The 22,625-nt window shown below is 68.6% G+C and carries 27 protein-coding genes and 1 pseudogene; 8 read left to right on the top strand and 20 right to left on the bottom strand.

From position 1 onward, the window contains the following. Positions 1-38 precede the first annotated feature (38 nt). From ABZ863_RS23080 to ABZ863_RS23070, 3 genes are all read right to left on the bottom strand, one after another. Positions 39-476, bottom strand: a complete 438-nt coding sequence (locus ABZ863_RS23080) for a DUF4395 domain-containing protein (protein WP_358539082.1) — start codon at positions 474-476, stop codon at positions 39-41. 140 nt (positions 477-616) lie between these two features. Beyond that, positions 617-1,078 (bottom strand): thioredoxin family protein, encoded by a 462-nt coding sequence (locus ABZ863_RS23075; RefSeq protein ID WP_358539079.1) that lies wholly within the window; start codon positions 1,076-1,078, stop codon positions 617-619. Between the two features lie 36 nt (positions 1,079-1,114). Further along, positions 1,115-1,954, bottom strand: coding sequence for a DUF2993 domain-containing protein (locus tag ABZ863_RS23070; RefSeq protein WP_358539076.1), 840 nt, complete (start codon positions 1,952-1,954; stop codon positions 1,115-1,117). Between the two features lie 191 nt (positions 1,955-2,145). On the opposite strand from ABZ863_RS23070, the gene ABZ863_RS23065 reads away from it, so the two are divergent. Next, positions 2,146-2,898 (top strand): response regulator transcription factor, encoded by a 753-nt coding sequence (locus ABZ863_RS23065; protein WP_358539073.1) that lies wholly within the window; start codon positions 2,146-2,148, stop codon positions 2,896-2,898. A 14-nt stretch (positions 2,899-2,912) separates the two neighbouring features. Further along, complete coding sequence (gene mshD, locus ABZ863_RS23060) at positions 2,913-3,866, top strand: mycothiol synthase (RefSeq protein WP_358539070.1); 954 nt, start codon at positions 2,913-2,915, stop codon at positions 3,864-3,866. A gap of 82 nt (positions 3,867-3,948) precedes the next feature. Here mshD and pstB read toward each other — a convergent pair whose 3' ends face one another. From pstB to ABZ863_RS23020, 8 genes are all read right to left on the bottom strand, one after another. Next, the gene (gene pstB / locus ABZ863_RS23055; RefSeq protein ID WP_358539067.1) at positions 3,949-4,728 is read right to left on the bottom strand and encodes a phosphate ABC transporter ATP-binding protein PstB; all 780 of its coding nucleotides are present in this window, start codon (positions 4,726-4,728) and stop codon (positions 3,949-3,951) included. Positions 4,729-4,754: 26 nt separating this feature from the next. Continuing rightward, positions 4,755-5,837 (bottom strand): phosphate ABC transporter permease PstA, encoded by a 1,083-nt coding sequence (pstA, locus tag ABZ863_RS23050; RefSeq protein ID WP_358539064.1) that lies wholly within the window; start codon positions 5,835-5,837, stop codon positions 4,755-4,757. Then, complete coding sequence (pstC, locus tag ABZ863_RS23045; protein WP_358539061.1) at positions 5,837-6,781, bottom strand: phosphate ABC transporter permease subunit PstC; 945 nt, start codon at positions 6,779-6,781, stop codon at positions 5,837-5,839. The genes pstA and pstC overlap by 1 nt, the downstream gene beginning before the upstream one ends. Positions 6,782-6,862: 81 nt before the next feature. After that, positions 6,863-7,969 carry a phosphate ABC transporter substrate-binding protein PstS gene (pstS, locus tag ABZ863_RS23040; RefSeq protein WP_358539058.1) on the bottom strand — a complete coding sequence of 369 codons (1,107 nt, stop codon included), beginning with the start codon at positions 7,967-7,969 and terminating at the stop codon, positions 6,863-6,865. Between the two features lie 246 nt (positions 7,970-8,215). Beyond that, positions 8,216-8,878 (bottom strand): phosphate signaling complex protein PhoU, encoded by a 663-nt coding sequence (phoU, locus tag ABZ863_RS23035; RefSeq protein ID WP_358539055.1) that lies wholly within the window; start codon positions 8,876-8,878, stop codon positions 8,216-8,218. Between the two features lie 78 nt (positions 8,879-8,956). Beyond that, complete coding sequence (locus tag ABZ863_RS23030; protein WP_358539052.1) at positions 8,957-10,513, bottom strand: LCP family protein; 1,557 nt, start codon at positions 10,511-10,513, stop codon at positions 8,957-8,959. Positions 10,514-11,283: 770 nt separating this feature from the next. Next, positions 11,284-12,054 carry a GGDEF domain-containing protein gene (locus ABZ863_RS23025; RefSeq protein ID WP_358539049.1) on the bottom strand — a complete coding sequence of 257 codons (771 nt, stop codon included), beginning with the start codon at positions 12,052-12,054 and terminating at the stop codon, positions 11,284-11,286. Between the two features lie 104 nt (positions 12,055-12,158). Continuing rightward, entirely contained in the window at positions 12,159-12,836 is a 678-nt protein-coding gene (locus tag ABZ863_RS23020; protein WP_358539046.1) for a helix-turn-helix domain-containing protein, read from the bottom strand. A gap of 58 nt (positions 12,837-12,894) precedes the next feature. Here ABZ863_RS23020 and ABZ863_RS23015 point away from each other — a divergent pair, with 58 nt between their 5' ends. Both ABZ863_RS23015 and ABZ863_RS23010 read left to right on the top strand, forming a co-directional pair. Beyond that, positions 12,895-13,851 carry a sigma-70 family RNA polymerase sigma factor gene (locus tag ABZ863_RS23015; protein WP_358539043.1) on the top strand — a complete coding sequence of 319 codons (957 nt, stop codon included), beginning with the start codon at positions 12,895-12,897 and terminating at the stop codon, positions 13,849-13,851. Between the two features lie 31 nt (positions 13,852-13,882). Next, entirely contained in the window at positions 13,883-14,653 is a 771-nt protein-coding gene (locus tag ABZ863_RS23010) for an alpha/beta hydrolase (RefSeq protein WP_358539040.1), read from the top strand. On the opposite strand, the gene dusB is transcribed toward ABZ863_RS23010, so the two are convergent. The 3 genes from dusB to ABZ863_RS22995 are packed head-to-tail and all read right to left on the bottom strand — an operon-like array spanning position 14,642 to position 16,394. Further along, positions 14,642-15,790: a tRNA dihydrouridine synthase DusB gene (gene dusB / locus ABZ863_RS23005; RefSeq protein WP_358539037.1), complete on the bottom strand. Its 1,149-nt coding sequence runs from the start codon at positions 15,788-15,790 to the stop codon at positions 14,642-14,644. The two genes, ABZ863_RS23010 and dusB, sit on opposite strands and share 12 nt — an antisense overlap. Beyond that, on the bottom strand, positions 15,778-16,146 hold the full coding sequence (locus tag ABZ863_RS23000; RefSeq protein WP_358539035.1) for a PIN domain-containing protein: 369 nt from the start codon (positions 16,144-16,146) through the stop codon (positions 15,778-15,780). The genes dusB and ABZ863_RS23000 overlap by 13 nt, the downstream gene beginning before the upstream one ends. Beyond that, positions 16,131-16,394 (bottom strand): type II toxin-antitoxin system prevent-host-death family antitoxin, encoded by a 264-nt coding sequence (locus ABZ863_RS22995; protein ID WP_358539032.1) that lies wholly within the window; start codon positions 16,392-16,394, stop codon positions 16,131-16,133. The genes ABZ863_RS23000 and ABZ863_RS22995 overlap by 16 nt, the downstream gene beginning before the upstream one ends. 29 nt (positions 16,395-16,423) lie before the next feature. Between ABZ863_RS22995 and ABZ863_RS22990 the strand changes: the two genes are divergently transcribed. Further along, on the top strand, positions 16,424-16,687 hold the full coding sequence (locus ABZ863_RS22990) for a hypothetical protein (protein WP_358539029.1): 264 nt from the start codon (positions 16,424-16,426) through the stop codon (positions 16,685-16,687). A 20-nt stretch (positions 16,688-16,707) separates the two neighbouring features. On the opposite strand, the gene ABZ863_RS22985 is transcribed toward ABZ863_RS22990, so the two are convergent. The 3 genes from ABZ863_RS22985 to ABZ863_RS22975 form a co-directional block, all read right to left on the bottom strand. After that, the gene (locus ABZ863_RS22985) at positions 16,708-17,115 is read right to left on the bottom strand and encodes a hypothetical protein (protein WP_358539026.1); all 408 of its coding nucleotides are present in this window, start codon (positions 17,113-17,115) and stop codon (positions 16,708-16,710) included. A gap of 78 nt (positions 17,116-17,193) precedes the next feature. Next, positions 17,194-17,316, bottom strand: coding sequence for a hypothetical protein (locus tag ABZ863_RS22980; RefSeq protein WP_358539024.1), 123 nt, complete (start codon positions 17,314-17,316; stop codon positions 17,194-17,196). Positions 17,317-17,362: 46 nt separating this feature from the next. Beyond that, positions 17,363-17,947: a superoxide dismutase gene (locus ABZ863_RS22975; RefSeq protein WP_358539022.1), complete on the bottom strand. Its 585-nt coding sequence runs from the start codon at positions 17,945-17,947 to the stop codon at positions 17,363-17,365. A 112-nt stretch (positions 17,948-18,059) separates the two neighbouring features. Between ABZ863_RS22975 and ABZ863_RS22970 the strand changes: the two genes are divergently transcribed. Together ABZ863_RS22970 and ABZ863_RS22965 are read left to right on the top strand one after the other, a co-directional pair. Next, positions 18,060-18,992: an EamA family transporter gene (locus ABZ863_RS22970; protein ID WP_358539020.1), complete on the top strand. Its 933-nt coding sequence runs from the start codon at positions 18,060-18,062 to the stop codon at positions 18,990-18,992. Continuing rightward, a complete protein-coding gene (locus ABZ863_RS22965; RefSeq protein ID WP_358539017.1) occupies positions 18,989-19,438 on the top strand; it encodes a DUF6328 family protein in 450 nt (149 codons plus the stop codon). The genes ABZ863_RS22970 and ABZ863_RS22965 overlap by 4 nt, the downstream gene beginning before the upstream one ends. On the opposite strand, the gene ABZ863_RS22960 is transcribed toward ABZ863_RS22965, so the two are convergent. Beyond that, complete coding sequence (locus ABZ863_RS22960) at positions 19,419-19,760, bottom strand: hypothetical protein (RefSeq protein WP_358539014.1); 342 nt, start codon at positions 19,758-19,760, stop codon at positions 19,419-19,421. The two genes, ABZ863_RS22965 and ABZ863_RS22960, sit on opposite strands and share 20 nt — an antisense overlap. A 125-nt stretch (positions 19,761-19,885) precedes the next feature. On the opposite strand from ABZ863_RS22960, the pseudogene ABZ863_RS22955 reads away from it, so the two are divergent. Next, positions 19,886-20,026 (top strand): annotated as a pseudogene (locus ABZ863_RS22955) (sigma factor-like helix-turn-helix DNA-binding protein); the annotation flags it as partial. Here ABZ863_RS22955 and ABZ863_RS22950 read toward each other — a convergent pair. Next, positions 20,023-21,057 (bottom strand): LacI family DNA-binding transcriptional regulator, encoded by a 1,035-nt coding sequence (locus ABZ863_RS22950; RefSeq protein ID WP_358539012.1) that lies wholly within the window; start codon positions 21,055-21,057, stop codon positions 20,023-20,025. The pseudogene ABZ863_RS22955 and the gene ABZ863_RS22950 sit on opposite strands and share 4 nt — an antisense overlap. Then, a complete protein-coding gene (locus ABZ863_RS22945; protein ID WP_358539010.1) occupies positions 21,047-22,624 on the bottom strand; it encodes an alpha-amylase family glycosyl hydrolase in 1,578 nt (525 codons plus the stop codon). The genes ABZ863_RS22950 and ABZ863_RS22945 overlap by 11 nt, the downstream gene beginning before the upstream one ends. Position 22,625: the final 1 nt, after the last annotated feature.

The following is a 22,625-nucleotide window of genomic DNA, read 5'->3' as shown; positions in this document are numbered from 1 at the left end:
ACTTTCTTGTACTCGTGGTTGGACGAAGAGGGTTGTCCTCAGGACGCTTGCTCGGCCTGCGGGCGCAACCGCTTGATGAGCAGGTACATCTCGCAGCCGAGGCAGAAGTTGAACGCTGCGTTCAAAAACGCCGCGAACAGTGCGAACGCCGTCGCGACGACGCCGATCGCGGTCGCGCCTGCGGCGTAGCCGATCGTGCCGATCAGCGCGAAGCCGAACCCGACAGCCTGGGCGAAGCGCAGCGGCGCCGCGTCCTCCCGCTCGCTGGTCGGCTTCAGTCGCGGCGCGACCAGGAGGCGGAACAGCACCGAGTAGGGAGCAGGCCGTAGCCCGATGAAGGCCCCGATGGCGAACACCACTGTCTGTGTCGCCAGCAGTGGCCACCAGCCGGTGAGCAGCACGACTGCGAGCACGATGGTCGTCACGATCGCTGCGAAGCGAGGGCCACGGGGATCCACCGCGGGGCCTGCGGACATGTCACCTCCTGGAACTGGCTGGAACGTCGGGCCACACTGCTCGGCACGACGAACACAGGCTGCTGCGCACGCGGCACAGGTCAACCGCGCGGCGCTGGGTCAGGAGGTGAATTGGCAGCCTGTCCACGCAGCCAGGCTACTCAACCTCCCTGACTGTGGGAACCACGTTCAGCAGGTGGGACGAGGTGGGGTTCGAGGACCGAGAGCAGGTCAGCGGCCTTGGGGACGCCGCTGACGCGCAGCAGCTCCTGCCCCGATGGGGTGAAGGCGACGGTCGTGGGTGTGCGCAGCACGCCGAGCGCCTGCGCCACGTGTGGCCGATCCGTCACGTCGAGGTCGACGTGCCGCAGCCCGGCCGTGGTCTCGGCGAGGTGGCTCAGCACCGCCCTGGCTTGCCGGCACGGTGTGCAGAACGTCGTGGAGATCTGCACCAGCGTCACGGCGGGGGCGCCGTCCAGCGCGGCGGCCACCGGCTCGGGCAGCGTCCGCGACCCGGCCACGGCCGGTTCGGTCGCCCTGATCCGCCCGTTCCGCCGGTGGAGCAGCGCGCCGGCGACCAGCCCGGCCACCAGCGTGCCCACGAGCACCCACAGACCTGTCACCGCGCCGTCCTCACGTCATGTCGTCTCGCCGGCCGACTACTCGGCGGACACCCCTGCGAAGTTCACGTTGCTCGCCTCGCCCTTGATGGTGATTGACCCCGGATCGACCCTGATCGCCGTCGGCGTCACGGTGAAGGGCAGGTTGCCCGCATTGATGTCCGCTTCGAAGTTCGGCAGCAGCGCCTGCTGCACCTGCTGGGGAACAACGGTGGTCTCCTGATCATTCCCGAACTGCAGGCGGCGTGGCGTGATGCGGATCGTGGTGCCGTCGAGCTGGATCATGGCGAACGCGAAGATCTGGACCTCCTGCCCCGCGATCTGCACACGGCCGGACAGCCGCACGCCAGCCGTGGAGTCCTCCTTCTCCTCCTGGGGCTTGCCGTCGGCGCCGTCGCCGTGCCGCACGTAGGCCTCCGACGAAGGGTCGATCCGCAGGTCCTGGATGTTGTTCAGCGGGCTGACCTTGGCGATGTCGCTGGCTTTGAGCGTGACCTGCCCTTCGAGGCGGCCGATGGTGATGTTGTCGACGTTCCCGGCGGTGAGGTCCGACAGCGGAGCGGTGACGTCGTGCAGCTCGGCGTTCACGGCGACGTCGGAGAGCGCGTCGCCAACCGGAACGCCCTGTGCCGAGACGCTGATGTGGCCGTAGTCGCCGCCCAGCGCCTGCGTGCTGAAGGGGAAGCCGTGGATGGTCACAGCCGGGTCCTCAGTGAGGCCCAGCTGCTCGCGAGCCTTCTGTGACACGGTGTGCTCGGCGAAGGCGGCAGCGGCGAAATCGGCGCCGACCAGCAGGCCGAGCAGGACGAGGAGTACGACCACGAGTCGCCGGGCCCGGCGGCCTTTTGATCTTTCGGGCGGCCGGGCTTGCTGCGTCACAGCACTCACATTCCATCCGATCTGTTTATGTTTAGTCTTTGTTACAGGCGTGTTCCGGTGCCTTTTCCTCACAGTCCGACCTCGTGTGATGCCGATTTCACGGCTAGGACACCGGCGTGTTCGCTCGCTATTCTGCTCGAAAGGCTGCCCGAGTTCTTTTCGAGGCGATCCCGAGACGTGAGGCGGTGGCGATGAGCCTGGACTTGCTGGTACTCACTGCGGAATCCGAAGCCACCTCGGTGCTGCCCGCACTCGATCTGTTGCCGCACACCGTACGCGTGCGTGCCCCGGAGGTCACCGCTCTGCTGGACGCGGGTCACCGGGACGTCATCCTGCTCGACGCGCGGACCGACCTGGCCTCCGCGAAGAGCCTGTGCCGCCTGCTCAAGGGCGCTGGTGACGAGGAAGCCGCGACGCCGGTGATCGCGGTGGTCGGTGAGGGCGGCCTGGTGGCCGTGAGCGCGGAATGGCGGACCGACGACATCCTGTTGCCGACGGCGGGCCCTGCCGAGGTCGATGCGCGGCTGCGGCTGGTCACGACCAAGGACGGCGGCACCACCCAGGTCGATGCCGAGCTGCGGGTCGGTGACCTGGTGATCGACGAGGCCACCTACACGGCGCGTCTGCGCAGGCGCACTCTCGAACTGACCTACAAGGAGTTCGAGCTGCTGAAATACCTCGCACAGCATGCCGGGCGGGTGTTCACCCGTGCGCAGCTGCTGCAGGAGGTGTGGGGTTATGACTTCTTCGGCGGCACCCGCACGGTGGATGTGCACGTCCGGCGGCTGCGCGCGAAGCTCGGCCCCGAGCACGAGCAGATGATCGGGACCGTGCGCAACGTCGGCTACAAGTTCGAGCGGCCGGCCAAGGGCAATGGCCCGGTCAAGGCAGGCATGCCGGTCGTGGCCGAGTCCTTCGAGCCGACGGAGCTGTCCACCCGGTGACGTAGGTTGGTCCCATGCTGGCATGGGACGACGACCTCGACAGCGCGCGCGGCACCGCGGTGCGTGGGCTGTTGCTCGCGGCGCGGAAGGCCGACGGCAGGCCGGAGATCGAAGCCGATGGGCCACTGCCCGCGGAGTTCGCCGGTGGCCGGTACCTACTGGCCTACGACGGCACGGAGCTGACCGGCCTCGCGCATCTGGCCGGTGACGCCTTCGGCAGGCAGGTCGCGGAGCTGATCGTCCACCCCGATGTGCGGGGCAAGGGCCACGGTGCGGCGCTGATCGCGGAGCTGACCAAGGCAGTGCCGGCCGACCTGCGGGTTTGGGCACACGGTGACCATCCGGCTGCCGCCCGGCTTGCCGAGCGCTTCGGCTTCACCCGTGCCAGGGAGCTGTTGGTCATGCATGTCGCGGTGGCGCGCGCGGACTGGCCGGAGCCGACGCCGCCGGAGGGGGTCACGCTGCGGACGTTCGTGCCCGGCCGGGACGAGCAGGCCGTCATCGACGTCAACGCGCGGGCCTTCGACTGGCACCCCGAGCAGAGTGCTTTCAGCGTCGCGCAGCTGCGGGAGGCCGAGACGCAGGACTGGTTCGACGCGGACGGCTTCTTCCTCGCCGAGAACGCGGCAGGGCAGGTCGTCGGCTTCCACTGGACGAAAGTGCACCCGGCGAACCCGGAGCGCTTCGGTGGGCGACCTGAGGAAGACACAGCGGCGCGAAGCGCCTCCGTGGCGGGTGGCGGTGGGCGACGGGTGGGCGAGGTCTATGTCGTGGGGGTGGACCCCGCCGCACAGGGCGGCGGGCTCGGCCGCACGCTGACCCTGGCCGGCCTTCGGTACCTGCGTGAGCGTGGCCTTGGCCAGGTGATCCTGTACGTCGAAGGGGACAACGCCCCGGCCATCGCGGTGTACCGCAGGCTCGGGTTCGACATCCATGAGGTCGACGTCCAGTACGCGCTGAACCCGTGAACGGTGCCCAATAGACCCCCAAGGCCACCAAGGTTTGCGTTGAACGCAACCAAGGTGGCCTTGGGGGACGATCTGTGAGACGTCAGCCGAAGCGGCCGGAGATGTAGTCCTCGGTGGCCTTCTTGCTCGGCGTGGAGAAGATCTTGGTGGTCTCGTCGATCTCCACCAGCTCACCTGGCTGGCCGATGCCACGCAGGTTGAAGAACCCGGTGACGTCGCTGACCCGAGCCGCCTGCTGCATGTTGTGGGTCACGATGACGATCGTGTAGTTGGCCTTCAGCTCCAGCATGAGGTCCTCGATCGCCTGCGTGGAGATCGGGTCGAGCGCGGAGCACGGCTCGTCCATGAGCAGCACGTCCGGCTGCACGGCGATGGCCCTGGCGATGCAGAGCCGCTGCTGCTGCCCGCCGGAAAGGCCGGAACCGGGCTTGCCGAGCCGGTCCTTGACCTCCTCCCACAGGTTGGCTGCCCGCAGCGACCGCTCCACGACCTGGTCCATCTCGGCCTTGCGCATGCGCTTGTTGTTCAGCTTGAGGCCGGCCGCCACGTTGTCGTAGATCGACATCGTGGGGAACGGGTTCGGCCGCTGGAACACCATGCCGATCTGCCTGCGGACGTTGACCGGGTCGACGCCGGGCCCGTACAGGTCGTCGTCGTCCATGAAGATCTCGCCCTCGACGCGGGCGTTGGGCACCAGCTCGTGCATCCGGTTGAGCGTGCGCAGGAACGTCGACTTGCCGCAGCCGGATGGACCGATGAGCGCGGTGACCGACCGGGGCTGGATCGTCATGGACACGCCCTGGACGGCGAGGAACTTGTCGTAGTAGATGTCGAGATCCTTGACCTCGATGCGCTTAGCCACAGTGTCTTCCTATCCAGGTGTCCCGCTCACCCGCGGGTCTTCGGTGCGAACAGTCGGGAGATGAGCCGTGCGACGAGGTTGAGCAGCATCACGATGATGATGAGCACCAGTGCCGCGGCCCATGCGCGGTCCAGGGCCGGCTGCGGCGGGAAGCCCGGATTCACGTACTGGTAGTACGAGAATACCGACAGCGTCGCCATGCGGCCGTCGAACGGATTGAAGTTGTCCCCTGAGGTGATCCCGACCGCGATGAGCAGTGGTGCGGTCTCGCCCATGACGCGGGCGATCGCCAGTGTCACGCCGGTGGCGATGCCGGCGAGCGCCGTGGGCAGCACGACCTTGAGGATGGTCCGCCACTTCGGCACGGCCAGCGCGTAGGCGGCCTCGCGCAGCTCGTTGGGCACGAGCTTGAGCATCTCCTCGGTCGAGCGCACCACCACCGGGATCATCAGCACGCTCAAGGCGATCGAGCCCATGATGCCCATTCGCACGCCGGGCCCGAAGAACAGCGCGAACAGCGCGAAGGCGAACAGACCGGCCACGATCGAGGGGATACCGGTCATCACGTCGACGAAGAACGTGATGGCCCTTGCGAGCTTGCCGCGACCGTACTCGACCAGGTAGATGGCGGTGAGCATGCCGACAGGCACCGAGATCAGCGCGGCGAAGCCGGTGATGATCAGCGTGCCGATGATGGCGTGGTAGACACCGCCGCCCTCGCCCGTGACCCCGCGCATGGAGTTGGTGAAGAACTCGGCGTCGAAGCGGACGAGACCCTTGGACAGCACTGTCACCATGACCGAGATCAGCGGCAGCAGTGCGAGCAGGAAGGCGCACGTGACCACGGCGGTGACCAACCGGTCGGTGGCCTTGCGCGAGCCCTCCACCACGCGGGACCACACGTAGATCACGGCTGTGTAGGTCAGGGCGCCGAGAACGGCGCAGGCGGCGGGGTTCCAGCCGGAGAGCCACAGCCCCAGCGCCGCCAGGACCACAACCGTCAGCGTGAGCGGCGCCGCGCCTCGCGGCAGCTGACCCGCCGTCAGCGACGGGCCCGAGATCGGTTCGTAGAGGTCCGGCTGCGGGCTGTGCGAAGTCGTCGGTGGCATCAGTTGGCTCCCGAGAATTCTTTGCGCCGGTTGATCACCGCACGGGCTGCCATGTTGACCAGCAGGGTGACGGCGAACAGCACGAGACCGGATGCGATGAGGGTGTTGACGGCGATCCCGGTCGACTCGGGGAACTGCAGTGCGATGTTCGCGGCGATCGTCGAGGGGTTGGCGCTGGCGATGAGGTTGAACGTGATGCCACCGGACACCGAGAGCACGATCGCGACGGCCATCGTCTCGCCGAGCGCGCGACCGAGCCCCAGCATCGACGCGCCGATGATGCTCGACCTGCCGAACGGCAGCGCCGCCATCCGGATCATCTCCCAGCGGGTCGCGCCGAGTGCCAGCGAGGCCTCCTCGTGCAGGCGCGGTGTCTGCCGGAACGCCTCGCGCACGACCGCGGTGATGATCGGCAGGATCATCACCGCGAGCACGATGACGGCCACCAGCATCGTGCGCCCTGTCGCCGAAGCGGGGCCGGCGAAGAACGGGATGAAGCCGAGGTTGTCCGCCAGCCACCTGGTCGGTTCGACGGTGAGCGGTGCCAGCTGGTTGAGACCCCAGAGTCCGTAGATGATGCTGGGCACGGCGGCGAGCAGGTCGATGAGGTAACCGAGCGCCTGCGCGACCCTGCGCGGCGCGTAGTAGTTGACGAACAGTGCGATCGCCACGGCCAGCGGCGTGGCGATCAGTAGCGCGAACACCGCCGAGATCAGGGTGCCGAAGAGCAGCGGCCAGATGTAGACGATCACGCCCCTGCCGCCGGGGACGTCCTCGGCGGGGGCGATGAGCGACGGCCACGCCTCCACGAGCAGGAACGCGGCGACTCCGGCCAGTACGGCGAGGATGAGCACGCCGGCTCCGGTGGCCGCGCCGGAGAAGATGCGGTCCCCAGGCCGTTGCGGCACTCGCTGGGTGCGCGGGCTCTGTGTGCGGGGGGGCACTTGAAATCCCTTCTAACGCGTATGTCCGGGTGGCCGCCTCAGGAGGGCGACCACCCGGACGCTAGAGCCGGATTCCGGCGCTCAGCGGGCCGCGGAGATGGCGTTGACCGCGGGCTGGATCTGCTGGCGCAGGGCGTCCGAGATCGGAGCCGATCCGGCGGCCTGGGCGGCGGCCTGCTGGCCTTCAGTGCTGATGATGTAGTTGAAGTAGGCCTTCACGAGGTTGGCCTTGTTGGCGTCCTGGTAGGTGGTGCAGGCGATGCCGTAGGACACCAGCACGATCGGGTAGGTGCCCTCCGCCGTCGTGTCGCGGGCGAGGTCGTAGGCGAAGGTGTACTGGCCACGCTCCTCGTGACGCTGCGAGACGTCGAGCACGGCCGCGGCCGCCTCGGGCGAGTAGGCGACGTACTTGTCACCGACGCCGACCTTGACGGTGCTCAGCTGGCGGGCCTGGCTGGCGTCGGCGTAGCCGATGGTGCCGTTGCCGTTGGTCACTGCCTGCACGACGCCGGAGGTGCCCTGCGCGGCCTCGCCGCCCGGCACCGCCCAGTCACCGCTGACCTCGTGCGGCCAGTCCGCGGCCGCCGTTGCCTTGAGGTACTCGACGAAGTTCTCGGTCGTGCCGGACTCGTCGGAGCGGTTCACCGGGGTGATCGGGGTGTTCGGCAGCTGGACGCCGGGGTTGTCCGCGGCGATCGCCGGGTCGTTCCACGTCTTGATCTGCTGGTTGAAGATCTTGGCGATCGTGGCCGGCTTGAGGTTCAGCTCGTTCACGCCGTCGAGCTTGAAGATGACCGCGATCGGCGAGACATAGACCGGGACCTCGACGAGATCGCCGCAACGCTGCTTGACCTTGGCGAGCTCTTCCTCGTCGAGGTAGGCGTCGGTGCCGCCGAAGTCCGAGCCACCGTTGATGAACTGCTCACGACCGCCACCCGAGCCGATGGGGTCGTAGTTCACCGTCGCGCCGGCGTTCTTGGCGATGAAGCCGTTCTGCCAAGCCTGCTGCGCGGCCTGCTGCGAGCTGGCGCCTGCGCCCGAGATGGTCCCGGAGAGGCCCTGGCCCTCCCCGCCGCTGGGCTGACCACTGTTGCCCGACTCGTTGGCCGAACCGCAGGCCACCAGACCGAAGGTGAGCGCGGCTGCCGCTGGGAGGGCGAGAGCGCGGCCCAGGGTGGTACGCTTCACAGTTAACCTCTTCCGAATGTCCGCGGTCGGCAGAAGCCGCCGCTGGGGGATGCTCACGTTTTCGGACGCTATGGGCGAGACATGACACCGCAGGGCAGCCCCGGTGAACGAAACATGAACGAAACCCAACGAAAAAACGACGTCACAGCGACATAACAGAGACGTAACTCTCCGTTGTCCGGGGGAGTGAGCGTTGCCGTACGGAACATGTCCCTGCGGTGATCGGAAGGTGTCGCGGCCGTTGGATCAGATGTCGCTGTTGTTGTAGCCCGGCATGCGCCCGGTGACGACGAACACGATGCGCCGTGCGACGGACACCGCGTGGTCGGCGTAGCGCTCGTAGAACCGGCCCAGCAGCGTGACGTCCACGGCCGCGGCCATGCCGTGCGGCCATTCCTTGTCCATGATCACACTGAAAAGGCTGCGGTGGATGTCGTCGACCTCGTCGTCGTCGGCCTCGATGCTGCGAGCGGCCTCGACGTCCTTGGTGCGGATGACCTCCTCGGCCTGGCGCGCCAGCCGGACGTCGACCTCGCCCATCCTGGCGAAGGCGGCTCGCACCGGCTCGGGCAGCACCGGGTCGGGGTGCCTGCGGCGGGCGGCCTTCGCGACGTGCAGGGCGAGATCACCCATGCGTTCCAGGCTCTCGGCCGCGTGCAGGGCGGCGACCACGATCCGCAGATCCGTCGCCACGGGTGCCTGCAGGGCGAGCAGTGCGTAGGCCTTCTCCTCGCAGTCGGCGCGTGCGTCGTCGATGTTGGCGTCGTTGCTGATCACCTGCTCGGCCAGCTTGAGATCCGAGTTCAGCAGTGCCTGGGTCGCCTGCTCCATGGCCTCGGCGACCTGACCGCACATGCTGGCCAGATGATCGGCAAGATTGTCCAGTTCGACATGGTAAGCCTCGCGCATGGCGCCGACTCTACGGTGCCGCACGCACACCTACCGAATTGCCCGATGAACCCCGGGTGAACCCCGGCTTACATATCGCTACGCGGGGGCGACGCGCTCGGGGTCGTCCGCGGCCTGCTGGGTGCCGGGGTCCGCGTGTTCCTCCGCGGATTCCTCGCCAGGCAGCGGTGCGTTGTCGATGAGGGCACGGAAGAGCTCCTCGGTGTCCTGCTCCAGCAGCACCTCGTTGCCGCGGTCGTTCGCGTCGCCGACCGTGGGGACGGTCATGAAGTTGACGTTGCCCGCGCTGAGCCCCTGCATGGACTGTGCCAATGTCAGCAGCTGGTCGACCCCGATGTTCTCGCCGAAGGTCGACTCGGCGAAGGCATTGACGAAGCCGCTGAGCTTGCCGACGTCGAGCAGCACGTCCTGGGACAGTGTCTTGTGCAGCAGTGCCGACAGAAACTGCTGCTGGCGCTGCATGCGCCCGTAGTCGGAGAACGTCGGGTCGCCGTACACCTTGCGGGCGCGCACGAAGTTCAGGGCCTGGTCACCGCGCAGCATGACGTCGCCGGTCTCGGCGACGATCATGCCGAGCTCCTGGTCGCGCATGGGCTCGTCGATGCGAACGGTGACCCCGTCCACCGCATCCACCATGCCTTTGAAGCCCTGGAAGTCGATGCCGACGAAGTGGTTGATCTTCATGCCGGTGAGTTCCTGGATCACCTTCGTGACGCAGCGTGGCCCACCGACGTTGAACGCGGAGTTCAGCTTGATCTGCTCGGCTGGCTCGACGTTCTCGCCGTACTCACCGGTCGCGGAGTCCCAGCGGGCGCATTCGGGGCGGGTGATCTCCAGGTCACGTGGGAAGGACACGACGACGGCGCGCTGCCGGTCCTTCGGGATGTGGGCGAGCATCACGGTGTCCGAGCGCGCGCCGGGGATCCCGTTTGGGTCCCCGACGTTGTCCTCAAGCTCGGCGCCCTCGCGGGTGTCGGAGCCGACGATGAGGAAGTTCTCGTCGCCGAGCTGCGCCGGTGCGTTGCGGATGGCGTCGGAGTTCTCGTCGAGCGCGGCGATCTCGGTGAACTGCGAGTTGAACCAGGTCTTGGCGCCCCATGCGATGCCGGTCGCGAGGAAGACGAGTACGGCGAGCGTGACCGCGGTGACGCGTGCGGCGAGCAGCGTGCGCTGGCTGCGGCGCACCTTCTTCTCTTGCAGCCGGGTCTGCGGGGCGGCCTTGTTCGCCTCGTCCGCTTCGTCGTCCTCGGCCGGGATGGCCGAGCCGCGCACGCCCACGACCGAGGTCGCGGCCGTGACGGCACGGTGCAGTTTGGTGCGCGTCTGCTCGAAGCGGGCCGCGAGCCGGTCGCGGCGTTGCCGCCGCTGCTGTTCCTCGGCCTCCAGCTCGTCGTGCGCGGCCCCGAAACGGGCGAGCGAATCGTCGATCTTGCGGCGGTACTTGGTGGCGTCGTCGACCGGTTCCAGCTGGTCGGTCATGGTCAGCCGGTCTTCCAGCGACCGCTCGGGTGGCTGCCGCAGTGGCCTGCGCGGACGCGGTGGTGCGGGCGGCCGTTTCGGGGCAGGCGGTGGCGTGCGCTCCGCCGGTACCTCGCCACTCAGGACCGATGCGACGTGCCTGGTGGGCGCGTCCACGGGCGGTGTGTCCGACCGGGGAGCGGCAGACCGCCGTGGCCCTGGCCTGCGTGCCTCGGGCCGGGGCGGCGTTTCGGGATGGGGCGGGGCTTCGGGTCGGGGTGTCTCGGGTCGGGGCGGAGCTTCGGGTCGAGGGGTTTCGCCGCGGGCGGGGGGTGGCGGTGGTGGTTGCCGCCTGGGCGGGGGTGCCGGTGGGCGCCGCTGTTGTGCCTGTCTGGGCGCCGGTGCGGCGGCCATCGGTTCCCGCCGTGGCCTCGGTGGCGGGGGCGCCGGCTTGGCGGGTGCCGGTGGCGCCGGCGCCGCGCCGTCGTCCCGAGGTGGGGCGCCTCTGCGCCGGACGGGCGGTGCCGCGGGTGGGGGTTCGACGGGCGGGGCGGGCCGCGGGGGAACAGCCCGCTCGGCGGTGCTGAACTGGGGATACTGGCCGGTGTGCTTGGCGACGACCTCGGAGACGCTTATCCCGCCCTGCGTGTCGAGTGAGCGACGGCGCTTGCGCTCCGCGGTCCTGCGGTTCAGCTGGGCACGTGCTCGCCACTCGTCGGCCTGTGAGGTGGAAACGGGAGCGTCGCGGTCGTCGGACACGCACTCTCCCTTCACGCTCGGCCTTTACCCGGACTTGCTCACGGATCTGTTTCTTGATCGTCCGCTGAGCAGTGTTCGTTATCGTACGGATATCCGCCGTTCGTGACGACACCAAGCCGTGACTTTTTTACGCAGAGTTGCCTTTGCTGCAGGTCAAGGTCACGGCCGAGGGAAGGCCCCCAGTGCCGTCACGGGCATGGCCCAGCCGCGTGCGCACGGAGAGTGGGAAGCAGGCGTAGGTCACCATTGTCCCGGAAGGCCACTATGTTGCGGCCGGCGCGCTTGGCCGCGTAGAGCAGGGAGTCGGCCTCGTCGAGTTGTTCACGCGGGTCAGCGGGGTGCTGCGGGTGCGGTGCGACCCCGACGCTGACCGTCACCGACAGCCCCGCCTGCACCCGTTCCCACGGGTATTCGGCGACCTTCGCGCGAGCACGTTCCGCAATCGAGACCGCCGTGCCCGCCGGGGCGTCCGGAATCACGAGCACGAATTCCTCACCGCCGTAACGTGCGCAGAACGCGCCCGGCGGAAGGCTTTGCTGCAAAAGGCCGACAACGCGTTGCAGCACCTGGTCGCCGACCTGATGACCGAAACGGTCGTTGATGTCCTTGAAGAGATCGAGGTCCACCAGCGCGACCGATGGCGATGGCAGGTCGGCGAGGCGGCGGTCGAGGTAGCGCCGGTTGTAGGTCGCCGTGAGCGAGTCGGTCAGGCTCTCCCGCCTCGCCTGGGCGCGCTCCCGGCGCAGCTGCTCCACTTCGAGACGGAACTGCTCGGGAATGTGGGGCCGGGTGCAGGCCGTAGCCGAACGGGCCAGTTCCAGTGCTGCCCGCAGATGCTCGTAGGCCCTGCGCCAGTCTCCCTGCGTCGCGAACTTGCCGGCGATGGACTCGTGGGCAGCGAGCAGCCCGCTGGGGTCGTGGGCCTGCTTCTGCGGGTGCGCCCCGTTCCCTGCCTCCACGTTTCCTCTCCTCGCCTGGACCCGCCCTGCATCGGTCGTTATCAGCAGAGGAGGGCCGGGAGCAGCCGTGGCTACGGCCACACAGTGAATATCGCTCGACCGGACTATGAGCGTGACTGTTCGGTTACGGAAAGGTCGCGGTCGAGGTGGAAGGTCTGGACGAAGGTGTCCAAAAGTGCGGGGTCGCCGGTGAGCCGGACGGCGCCGCTGGTCACGGCCTCCGCGGCGGTGAGCTCCCGTGTCAGCAGCCCCTTGATGGCCGGTCCGGTCTCGATGACGAGATCCGCTTCCGGCAGCTCGCCAGTGGTGGCGTCGAGCTTGCCGTCGTGGACGTGAGCCCCGGCGACGACGTCGCCAACGCGCAGCTCGTAGCGCAACTCGGCGCCGTCGGCGGCCCCGGCGTGGAAGGTCGAGCGCAGCGCCATCACGAGCGCATCAGGGGTGACGATGTCGTCCGGTCCCGGTTCGCCCATCGTCCGTGCGCCCCACCGGCCGAGTGCGAGCACGATGTCCTCGAGGTCTCTGCCGTACTCGGTCAGCTGGTACACGACTGAGCCGTCTGGGCGAGGTAGCACGCGGCGCTCGACCACGCCCTCGGTCTCCAGCTCCTTGAGTCGGGCCGACAGGACGTTGGTCGGAATGCGTGGCAGGCCGCGCCGGAGATCGGTGAAGCGTTTCGGCGACACGAACAGGTCCCGGATGATCAGCAGTGCCCACCGCTCGCCGATGAGGTCGGCTGCATGCGCGAGCCCGCAGAACTGCCCGTAGTGTCGCTTGCCCACGTTCGGAGATTCTAATGCGGACTTCGCTTGCTTTTAGCAATCGGGCAGGGTGGGCTGCATGACTGAAGCGCTCGAGCAGCACCGCGTCGAGCTGACGGGCTACTGCTACCGGATGCTGGGCTCGGGTTTCGAGGCCGAGGACGCCGTGCAGGAGGTGCTGGTCCGCGCGTGGCGGCAGTTCGATCGGTTCGACGCGGCCAGAGCGACACTGCGGACCTGGCTCTACTCGATCGCCACCAACGTCTGCCTCGACATGCTGCGCAGCACCCAGCGCCGCGCGACCGCGATGGACCTCGCGCCGCCCGCGCGCCCCGGTTCGCCACTGGGCGCACCACTGCCCGAGCACACCTGGGTCCAGCCGGTGCCGGACAGCCGGGTGCTGCCGGACGGCGGGGACCCAGCGGAACTGGCGGTGCTCCGCGAGAGCATCCGGCTGGCCTTCGTCGCGGCGCTGCAACACTTGCCACCGAAACAACGAGCCGTGCTGATCCTGCGGGACGTCCTGCGCTGGAAGGCGGACGAGGTCACCCAGTTGCTCGGCGGCACCACCGCCGCGGTCAACAGTGCACTGCAGCGGGCCAGAACGACCATGGCTGACCGTCGGGTAGACGCGGGTGGTCGGTTCGACCCGCTCGACGAGGGACAGCGGAGCCTGCTCGACCGCTACGTGACGGCATTCGAACGGCATGACGTCGACACGCTCATCGCGCTACTGCACGAGGACGCGACGATGTCCATGCCGCCGTTCGCCTGGTGGCTGCGCGGCCGTGCCGACATCGGCACGGTGCTGCGTGTCCCGGGGCAGCCGTGTGAGGGCGACCGCGTGCTGTTGACGGCCGCGAACGGCTGCCCCGCACTGGCCCAGTACCGCGATGGGGCCGCGTTCGCGCTGGTCGTTCTCGACCTGGCGGGCGAGCGCATTGCCCGCAGCACGACCTACCTCGAGGCGGCGCGCCTGTTCCCGTTTTTCGGTCTGCCGATGAGTTTTGCCGAGCCGCTCCGTACCAACCAGTGACACGCACCAACACTGGCAAGGATGGAGTGACATGGCTGGTTACGTCGAAGTCGATGGCGTGCGGACCTGGTACGACGAGTTCGGCGACGGTGCGCCGCTCGTCCTGCTGCACGGTGGGCTCAGCGAAGCCAGGGTGTTCACCGGCAACCTCGACACGCTGGCCAAGGAGTTCCGCGTCTACACGCCGGAACGGCGCGGACACGGTCACACCCCGGACGTCCCTGGGCCACTCACGGTTTCGGTGATGGCCGAGGACACGATCGCGTTCCTGGAGCAGGTGGTCGGTGGGCCCGCTCGGTTGGCCGGCTACAGCGCGGGTGCGGCGGTGGCGCTCGCGGTCGCGCTGCGGCGACCGGATCTCGTCGAGCGGCTCGTGCTCATCAGCGGCGCCTTCCACGCCGAGGGAATGCTTTTCACACCCACCGCGGGCGGCACGCTGCCGCCGGAGGTCGTGCAGGCCTATGCGGAGGTGTCGCCGGACGGCGTCGAGCACCTGCCCGTGGTGGTCGACCGGGTGGTGGAGGGATTCGCCGCGGAGCCTGGACACGACTACGCCGCTCTGGCCGGCGTCGGCTGCCGGACGCTGGTGCTGGCCGGCGACGACGACCTGGTGACACCCGAGCACACGCTGGCGTTGTATCGCGGCATCCCGGACGCCGAACTCGCCGTGCTGCCCGGCACGTCGCACCTGCTGTTGCTGGAGAAGCCGCAGCTGTGCGCGGCGATCGTCGGTGAGTTCCTCACCGGCGATGCGATACCGACGATGATGCCGATCCGGCGTGGCGGGCCGTCAGCCGCCTGAGTGCATCACGTCCGCACCCTCCGGCACGCACGGGTCGTCGGGGTCGTCGAGCCAGCCGTGCGGCAGGGTCACCTTGCCGGGCGAGCCCTGGCGGCCCCGCGGCCCGAGCGCGTCGTCCGGGAAGGGGGCGTCGTGATCCAACCGGGCGATGAGGTCGTCCAGTTCGGACAGTGACGACACCATCGCGAACGCGCGGCGCAGCTCCGAGCCGACAGGGAAGCCCATGAAGTACCACGCCATGTGCTTGCGCAGGTCCCGCATGGCCTTGCTGGCGCCGTCGTGCTCGATGAGCAGTTCGGCATGCCTGCGCAACACGCGGGCCACCTCGCCCAGTGCCGGGCCGTGCGGAACCGGGTGCCCCTGGAAGGCGGCTTCGAGCTCGCCGAACAGCCACGGCCTGCCGAGGCAGCCGCGGCCGACCACGACGCCGTCGCAACCGGTCTCGGCGACCATGCGCAGCGCGTCGTCCGCGCTGAAGATGTCGCCGTTGCCGAGTACCGGGATGGTCGTCACGGCTTCCTTGAGGCGGGCGATGTGCGACCAGTCGGCCTGCCCGGAGTAGCGCTGGGCGGCGGTGCGGGCGTGCAGGGAGACCGCGGCAGCGCCTTCGGCCTCGGCGATCCGGCCCGCGTCGAGGTAGGTGTGGTGCTCGTCGTCGATGCCGACGCGGAACTTGACCGTGACCGGCACCCCGGCGGGCGCGGCGGCCTCGACGGAGGCTCGCACGATGTTGCCGAACAGCGTCCGCTTGTACGGCAGTGCCGCGCCGCCGCCCTTGCGGGTCACCTTGGCGACGGGGCAGCCGAAGTTCATGTCGACGTGGTCGGCGAGGTTCTCGCCGACGATGATCTCGACCGCTTTGCGCATGGTTTCCGGGTCGACGCCGTAGAGCTGCATTGACCGCGGTTTCTCGTCGGCGCCGAAGGTCATCATGTGCATGGTGCCGGGGTGGCGTTCGACGACGGCGCGGGCAGTGATCATCTCGCAGACGTAGATGCCGGCGCCGTACTCCTGGCAGAGCTGGCGGAAGGCGACATTGGTGATGCCGGCCATCGGGGCGAGCACGACGGGCGGATCGACCTCGTAGGGGCCGATCTTCAGCGTTGGCTTGCTCAGTGTGGCGGTCACGCACTCCATTGTCTGGCATCGAGCGAGACGACGGTTCGGCCGGTCTCCGCTGCATGGGCCGCGATGATCAGATCGTGGGCGCTGCGCCGCGTGCCGGTCCGGCGGGCGTGGGCGATGAGTTGTGCGTGGTAGGTGGCCGTCCTCGTGCCGTAGTCCAACACATCGATGTCCGCCAGGAGCAGGTCCAGCCTGCGCGATCGTGCAGCCGCTCGCTCTTGGGTGTCCGCCAGTTCGATACCCACCCGGAACTCTGCAACGGTCACGGCCGCCACGGCGAGGTCGTCATCATCAAAGATGGTCCTGTCGATCTTGCCGCGCTCGTAGGCGATCAGCACTCCTGTGTCGAGGATCAGGCTTCGGCCCATGGGTCCCTCATGTCATCGGAAATCAGTGACAGCGCGTCGGCAATATCCGACTCGTAGTCCTCATCGAACGGCGGCACGTCGGTGTTCTCCAAGGCGAGCCGCAGGTCCCGGCCCGTTCGTTTCGGCGCGGGCGCAATGGTCGCGACGGTGCGTCCGTGTCGCATGATGGTGATGGTCTCACCGTGTTCGGCGCGGTCGAGCACGGCGGAGAAGTTCCGCGAAGCCTCGGCGGCGGTCATGGTGGTCATAGATTCAGAATATCTGAATCACGATAAAAGTGCTGCTGCCCTTGCCGTCGCAGCTTCAGGGGTGTTGGCTGTGTTGGCTACGGGCGGCCGAAGTGCATGTCGACGCGGTCGGCGAGGTTCTCGCTGACGGTGTGGGGTTGTGGGCATTGCCCACTTACCCACAATCTCGTACTTCGCAGTCACATGCGGCATATGTGGCGCTCGCCGAACAACTCGGCGGCATATTGATCACCTGTGACGCGAAGCTGGCAGCAGCTTCGGGTGCACGGTGCACGTTCGATCTGATTGCCTGACTTGCGCCGGGAAACGGCTGTCAGGGTGACTTTGCCAGTTGGCTGACGCGCTGGAACGACACGCCGAGCACGTCGCCCGCCTCGCGCTCCGAAAGTCCCAGTGCAAGCAGCTCTTGTACCGCCGCACGATTTTCGGCCGCCGCCTCTGCCTGCTTGCGCTGGGCTTCCTCGCGGAGGGCTTCGGCGCGAGCCTGGTGATCCTTCACCGAATGCGGCAGCTGCAGCGTGACGCGCAGGTCGTACTCGTCGCTGCAAAGGCCGTCCATGATCTCGATGAGGTCGCTCGCCATTGCTGCGACGTCCTTGTAGCGGAGAGCTTGGGTGGACCGGTCGATCTCGCGGACTCGGACGAGCCAGAACCTTCCGTCCCGAGTGACGTCAGCGTGGTACGTCTTCACTTCTTCCTTGATGACTTCACGTCTCTTCACAGGGTGTGTCTAGGTCGGGCTAGAGGCAACTGTCAATTGCGGGCTAGACGGTTGCTTCGATGGGGTGAGGCGACACGCTCAGCTGCTGCCGTTCGCGGTGACCTGGCCGCACGCTGTCGCAGCGTCGATGGAGGCCGTGACGCTCGACTCGGTGAGCGGGTCGGCGACCTGGATCGTGCCGCCGCTCACCGCGAAGTGCACGGACTCGCCGCCGAGCCTATCGGTCCGGCGGCGAGAACGGGACAGTTCAGAACGCGACGTCGATACAGGCAAGGCGCGAGCCGGCGGCACCGGCTTCGCCGGGTGCGGTGGACGTGTGGTGTTCGTGGAGTACAACGGACGCCGGGCGCCGTTCGGCGAATGACCAATCCACATGCGACAGTGTGAAAGCGCTACCCGCCGGGCTGGTCGTGAAGTCGAGCCAGATCTCGTTGTCCGGGTTGGCATATGCGGGATCGGTGGACGGGCTCACCGGGTCCGGCGTGTACTGGAAATGCGGGCCTGCGTCCGCGCCGGTGGCGCCGCACGGTTTGGTGTGGACGTGTGCGCCGTAGTGCCGGTTCGGGAGCAGGCCCGCGACGGCGAGCTTCGTCATGGTGCCCACCCGCTGGTTCGACAGCGCGAAGACCGTGGCCCTGGCTCCGGTCGGCACCAGTTCCGGGTCGTAGGTGGTGGCGGTCCGGCCCGAGCCGTACTCGCCGAACGTGCCGTGCGCGAACGTGAACGGGCGGTGTGACTCGGCGGCCTGGCTCGTACCGGCGAGTGCGGTGGCAGCGGTGGCAGCGGTGGCGACGACCGTGGTGAGCAGGGCGGCGACATGTCGGGTTTTCATGCCCCCTCCTTAACCAGCGGTGGTGGCGGTCCGCAACCGGATCACACCGAAGAGTGATCTCAGGATGCGACATGCTCGGCTCGCGGCTGAATACGGCTCGTAACCTGAACCGGTGACAACAGCAGAGGGCGTGGCGGATCGGACGTGGCTGGTCGCGATCGCGGCCGCGTTGTGGGGAACGGACGGGCTGCTCCGGCTGCCGCTGGTGGAGGACCTGTCCGCCGGCACCATCGTGTTCTGGGAGCACCTGCTCGTTGTGATCGTGTTGCTGCCACTGTTGCCCGGGGCGCTCCGCGCGCTGCGCCGGTGCGGCCCGCGCGAGTGGCTTGCGGTCATCGTGATCGGCGGTGGTGCGTCGGCGCTGGCCACCGCTCTGTTCACGGCCGCCTTCCAGCTCGGTGATCCGGTCACGCCGCTGGTGCTGCAGAAGCTGCAGCCGCTGTTCGCGGTGCTCGCAGCCTGGGTGTTGCTAGGCGAGCGCGTACGCGGCGGCTACCTGCTCTTCGCCGTGCCCGCGTTGCTCGGTGCATGGTTGCTGGCGTTTCGCGATCCCCTGCACATCGAGGTCACGGCTGCGCGGGCCGCGCTGCTCGCCGTGGGTGCCGCCGCGCTCTGGGCCGCGGGCACCGTGCTGGGCCGGTTCGTCTCCGCCGAACTGAGCTGGCGCGAGGTGACGACGCTGCGGTTCTCGGTCGGACTTCCGGCTGCCGCGATTATCGTTGCTCTGCAGGGGAACACCTTTGCGGTGAGTCCGGAGAACACACTGGGCCTGGCGTTGCTGGCATTCGTGCCGGGGCTACTGGCGCTGAGCCTGTACTACGTGGGGCTGCGCGCGACCCCCGCCGCCCGCGCCACGCTCGCCGAGCTCGCCTTCCCCGCAACCGCCGCGGTGATTGGAGTGTCCTTTCTCGACACCACGCTGGCGCCGACGCAGTGGATCGGCCTCGCCGTGGTGATCGCGGCGGTGACCGCACTCGGCTGGCACGAGCGGGCCCGCCGCACACCGGTCGTCAGCAGCCCGGAACACCTGGAGGCCACGGGTTGAGCGAGCCCGATCGGGAAACCCGCCGCGAGCAGCTCGCCCGCAACGTCACCGAGCTGCTGGCCGAGCTGCGCATTGCGCAGGCTGGGGTACAGATCCTCTTCGGTTTCCTGCTCGCGGTGGCGTTCACCGAGTCCTTCCGCAGCGCCAGCGGTTTCGAGAAGGCGCTCTACCTCGTCACCGTGCTGTTCACCGCGGCGGCCTCCGCGCTCCTCACCGCCCCGGCCGTCTGGCATCGGGTGGTGTTCCGCATGGGCAGGCGCCCGGACATCCTGCGGGTGGGTAACCGCGTGGTCATCGCGGGCCTGGTGTGCCTTTCGATCGCGGTGACGCTCACCGTCGCGCTGATCGTGAAGGTCGTCTACGGGTCGGTATTGATGGTTGTGTTCGCCGTACTGGTCGGCGGGCTGTTCGCTGTGTTGTGGTTTGTCATCCCGCGCCGCCTTTGACGCGTGTTCGCACGGTGAGCCACCTGCGCAGCAGCTGTGTGCTGACCAGCGTGATCAGGAGGATGGCCAGTGTCAGTGGTTGCCGCAGCGTGTCCGTGCCGGCAGGCAGCGCGACCGCCGAGCCGGCGGCCCGCTGGGCGTTGAGCAGTGCCGTGTTCTGGCCGTCCGCTCCGAGGATGCCGAACCGGGGTACCCCGTCGACGTCGTACTGGAAGGCGATGCCATCCGGTGGCAGCCCCAGCTCGGGAACACCGATGGCCGGGTCGCCACCGAGTGAGTAGCCCGGCGGCAGCGGCGCGCTCGCGGGCGGGACGGTGCCCACCTCGCCGGGTGTCCCGGGGGCGGTGCTGGGCGCGCCGGGTGCGGCATCGTCCACTCCGGACGGCGGCTGTGCCGGACGTGGCGCGGGCGCGCTGGGCTGTGCGGGGGCAGGCGTCTCGCGGGGTCCAGCTGCTTGGACTGTCCTATTTGGAGGCTGCGGAGGTGTGCGGCTGCAAGGTGGGCACGATCCGGTCGCGGGTGTTCCGTGCGAGGGAGGACCTCGTCGCGGCACTGCGCACTCCGGTACCCGTCGGCCGTCGCGCTTAGCGGCCGGCGCGGGCAGCCGTCGACCCGCGCACGATCAGCTCCGGCTGGAACAGGTACTCGGCAGCCGGGAGATCGGCGCCGGCGATCTCGTCGAGCAGCGTCCGCACGGCAGCCGTGGCCATTGCCGACACCTGCTGGTGGATGGTGGTCAGTGGCGGATCGGTGAACGCGATGAGTGGCGAGTCGTCGTAGCCGACCACCGAGAAGTCGCGCGGTACGGACAGCCCGTGCTTGCGCGCGACCCTGATGGCGCCGAGCGCCATCAGGTCGCTACCGCACACCGCGGCGGTGCAGCCCTGCTCCAGCAGCAACCATGCCGCCGAATGCCCGCCCTCCACCGAGAACAGCGAGTGCACGATCAGTTTGCCGACGTCGTCGGCGCTGCCGAGCACCGGTGCCATGAGCTTGCGGAACTCCGCGGCCTTGCGCTGCGCGGGCACGAACCGCTGGGGCCCGACCGCGAGGCCGATGCGCTCGTGGCCGAGCTCGCGCAGGTGTGTGATCGCCAGTTGGACCGCCACGCTGTCGTCGTCGGAGAAGAACGGTGCCGCGACACCGGGCGCGTAGCCGTTGATGAACACGACCGGCAGCCTGCTGTCGATCAGCCGGGTGTAGCGGTCGTGTCGAGCGGTGGTGTCGGCGTGCGAGCCGGAGACGAACACGATCCCGGCGACGCCGCGCTCGGTGAGTGTCTCGATGAACTCGTCCTCACTCGCCCCGCCCGGTGTCTGTGTGCACAGCACCGAGGTGTACCCGCGCATTGCCAGCGTCTGATCGATGACCTGCGCGAACGCCGGGAAGATCGGGTTGTCCAGCTCCGGGATGATCAAGCCGATCAGCCCGGCACTGCGCTGCCGCGAACGCGCGGGTCGCTCGTAGCCCAGCTGGTCCATCGCGGCCAGCACGGCCTGCCGCGTGGCCGCAGCGACGCCCGGCTTGCCGTTCAGCACACGACTCACGGTCGCCTCACTGACCTTGGCCAGCTCCGCGATGTCGGCGAGCCGCACGGCATCGAACGCTTTATCGGGCATGTGTGTCGTCTCCGGTCCACCACGCGGCGCTGTTCGGCGGCAGTGTGACGGTCTGCTCGCTCTGCTCCAGCTCGGACTCCTCCGTACTCGTCAACAGTAACCGGCCGGGCCGCGACAGCCGGACTGGTGCGGAGCCGAAGTTCACGGTGCAGGTGAATCCCGGCTCGCGGCGAAACGCGAGCACGTCCGCGTCGCTGTCGAGCCAGGTCAGCTCCCCGTCGGGTAGCCCGCGCCGCAACCGCAGTGCCGCGGTGTACAGCGAGAGGGTCGAGCCGGGATCGTCCCGCTGCGCCTTGACCGTCAACGCCGCCCACTCCGTCGGCTGTGGCAGCCACGCCGACGACGGCCCGAAGCCGAACGGCGGCGTGGTGCCCGACCACGGGATCGGCACCCGGCAGCCGTCCCGCCCCCGCTCGGCGCGCCCGGAACGTTCCCACTTCGGGTCGGCGAGCACCTCCTCGGGCAGGTCCGTTACCTCCGGCAGGCCCAGTTCCTCACCCTGGTAGACGTAGACCGAGCCGGGGAGCGCCATAGTGAGCAGCGCGGCGGCGCGGGCTCGGCGCAACCCGGTCCGCCCGCCGCCGAAACGGGTCACGTGCCGTTCGATGTCGTGATTGGACAGTACCCAGGTGCTGGCCGCACCAACGCCGGCGACCGCGGCGAGCGAGTCGTCGATGACCGTGCGGAACTCCGTTGCCGACCACTTCGCTTGGGTGTAGTGGAAGTTGAAGGCCTGGTGCAGCTCGTCGGGTCGCAGATAGCGCGCGAGCCGGTCGGCGTCAGGCACCCAGGCCTCGGCGACTCCGATCCGCTCTCCGGGGTAGGAGTCCAGGATTTTGCGCCAGCGCCGATAGATCTCGTGCACGCCGTCCTGGTCGAAGAACGGCATCGCGGTGGTGGTGAGCAGGCCGCTCTGCCCGGTGCACCGGGCATCGGGCAGGCCGTCGGCCTTGACGAGCCCGTGCGCGACGTCGATGCGGATGCCGTCGACACCCCGGCCGAGCCAGAACCGCAGGATGTTCTCGAACTCGGCATGCACGTCCAGGTGCTCCCAGTTGAGGTCCGGCTGGGCGGCGTCGAACAGGTGCAGGTACCACTGGCCGTCGGGCAGCTGCGTCCAGGCGGGTCCGCCGAACATCGACTCCCAGTCGTTGGGCGGCCCGCCGTTGACACCGTCCCGGAAGTGGTAGCGGGCGCGGGCGGGTGAGCCGGGTTCCGCGGCCAGCGCCTCGGCGAACCACGGGTGCTGCGACGACGTGTGGTTGGGCACGAGGTCCACGATCACCCGAAGCCCGAGCCAGTGTGCGTCGGCGATCAGCCCCTCGGCGTCGGCGAGCCGGCCGAACAGCGGATCGACCATGCGATAGTCGGCGACGTCGTACCCGCCGTCGGCCATCGGCGAGGCGTAGAACGGCGTCAGCCACACCGCGTCCATACCGAGTTCGGCGATATGGCTCAGCCTTCTGCGAACCCCGGGCAGATCGCCGACGCCGTCGCCGTCGGAGTCGGCGAAGCTGCGCACGTAGATCTGGTAGATCGCGGCGTTGCGCCACCACTGCTGCCCCATG

The sequence above is a fragment of the Saccharomonospora sp. NPDC046836 genome (genome assembly GCF_040645195.1).
Taxonomy (GTDB): domain Bacteria; phylum Actinomycetota; class Actinomycetes; order Mycobacteriales; family Pseudonocardiaceae; genus Prauserella_A.
The sequence above is the reverse complement of the archived record's forward strand: the minus strand, read 5'-3'. Positions and strand labels throughout refer to the sequence as shown.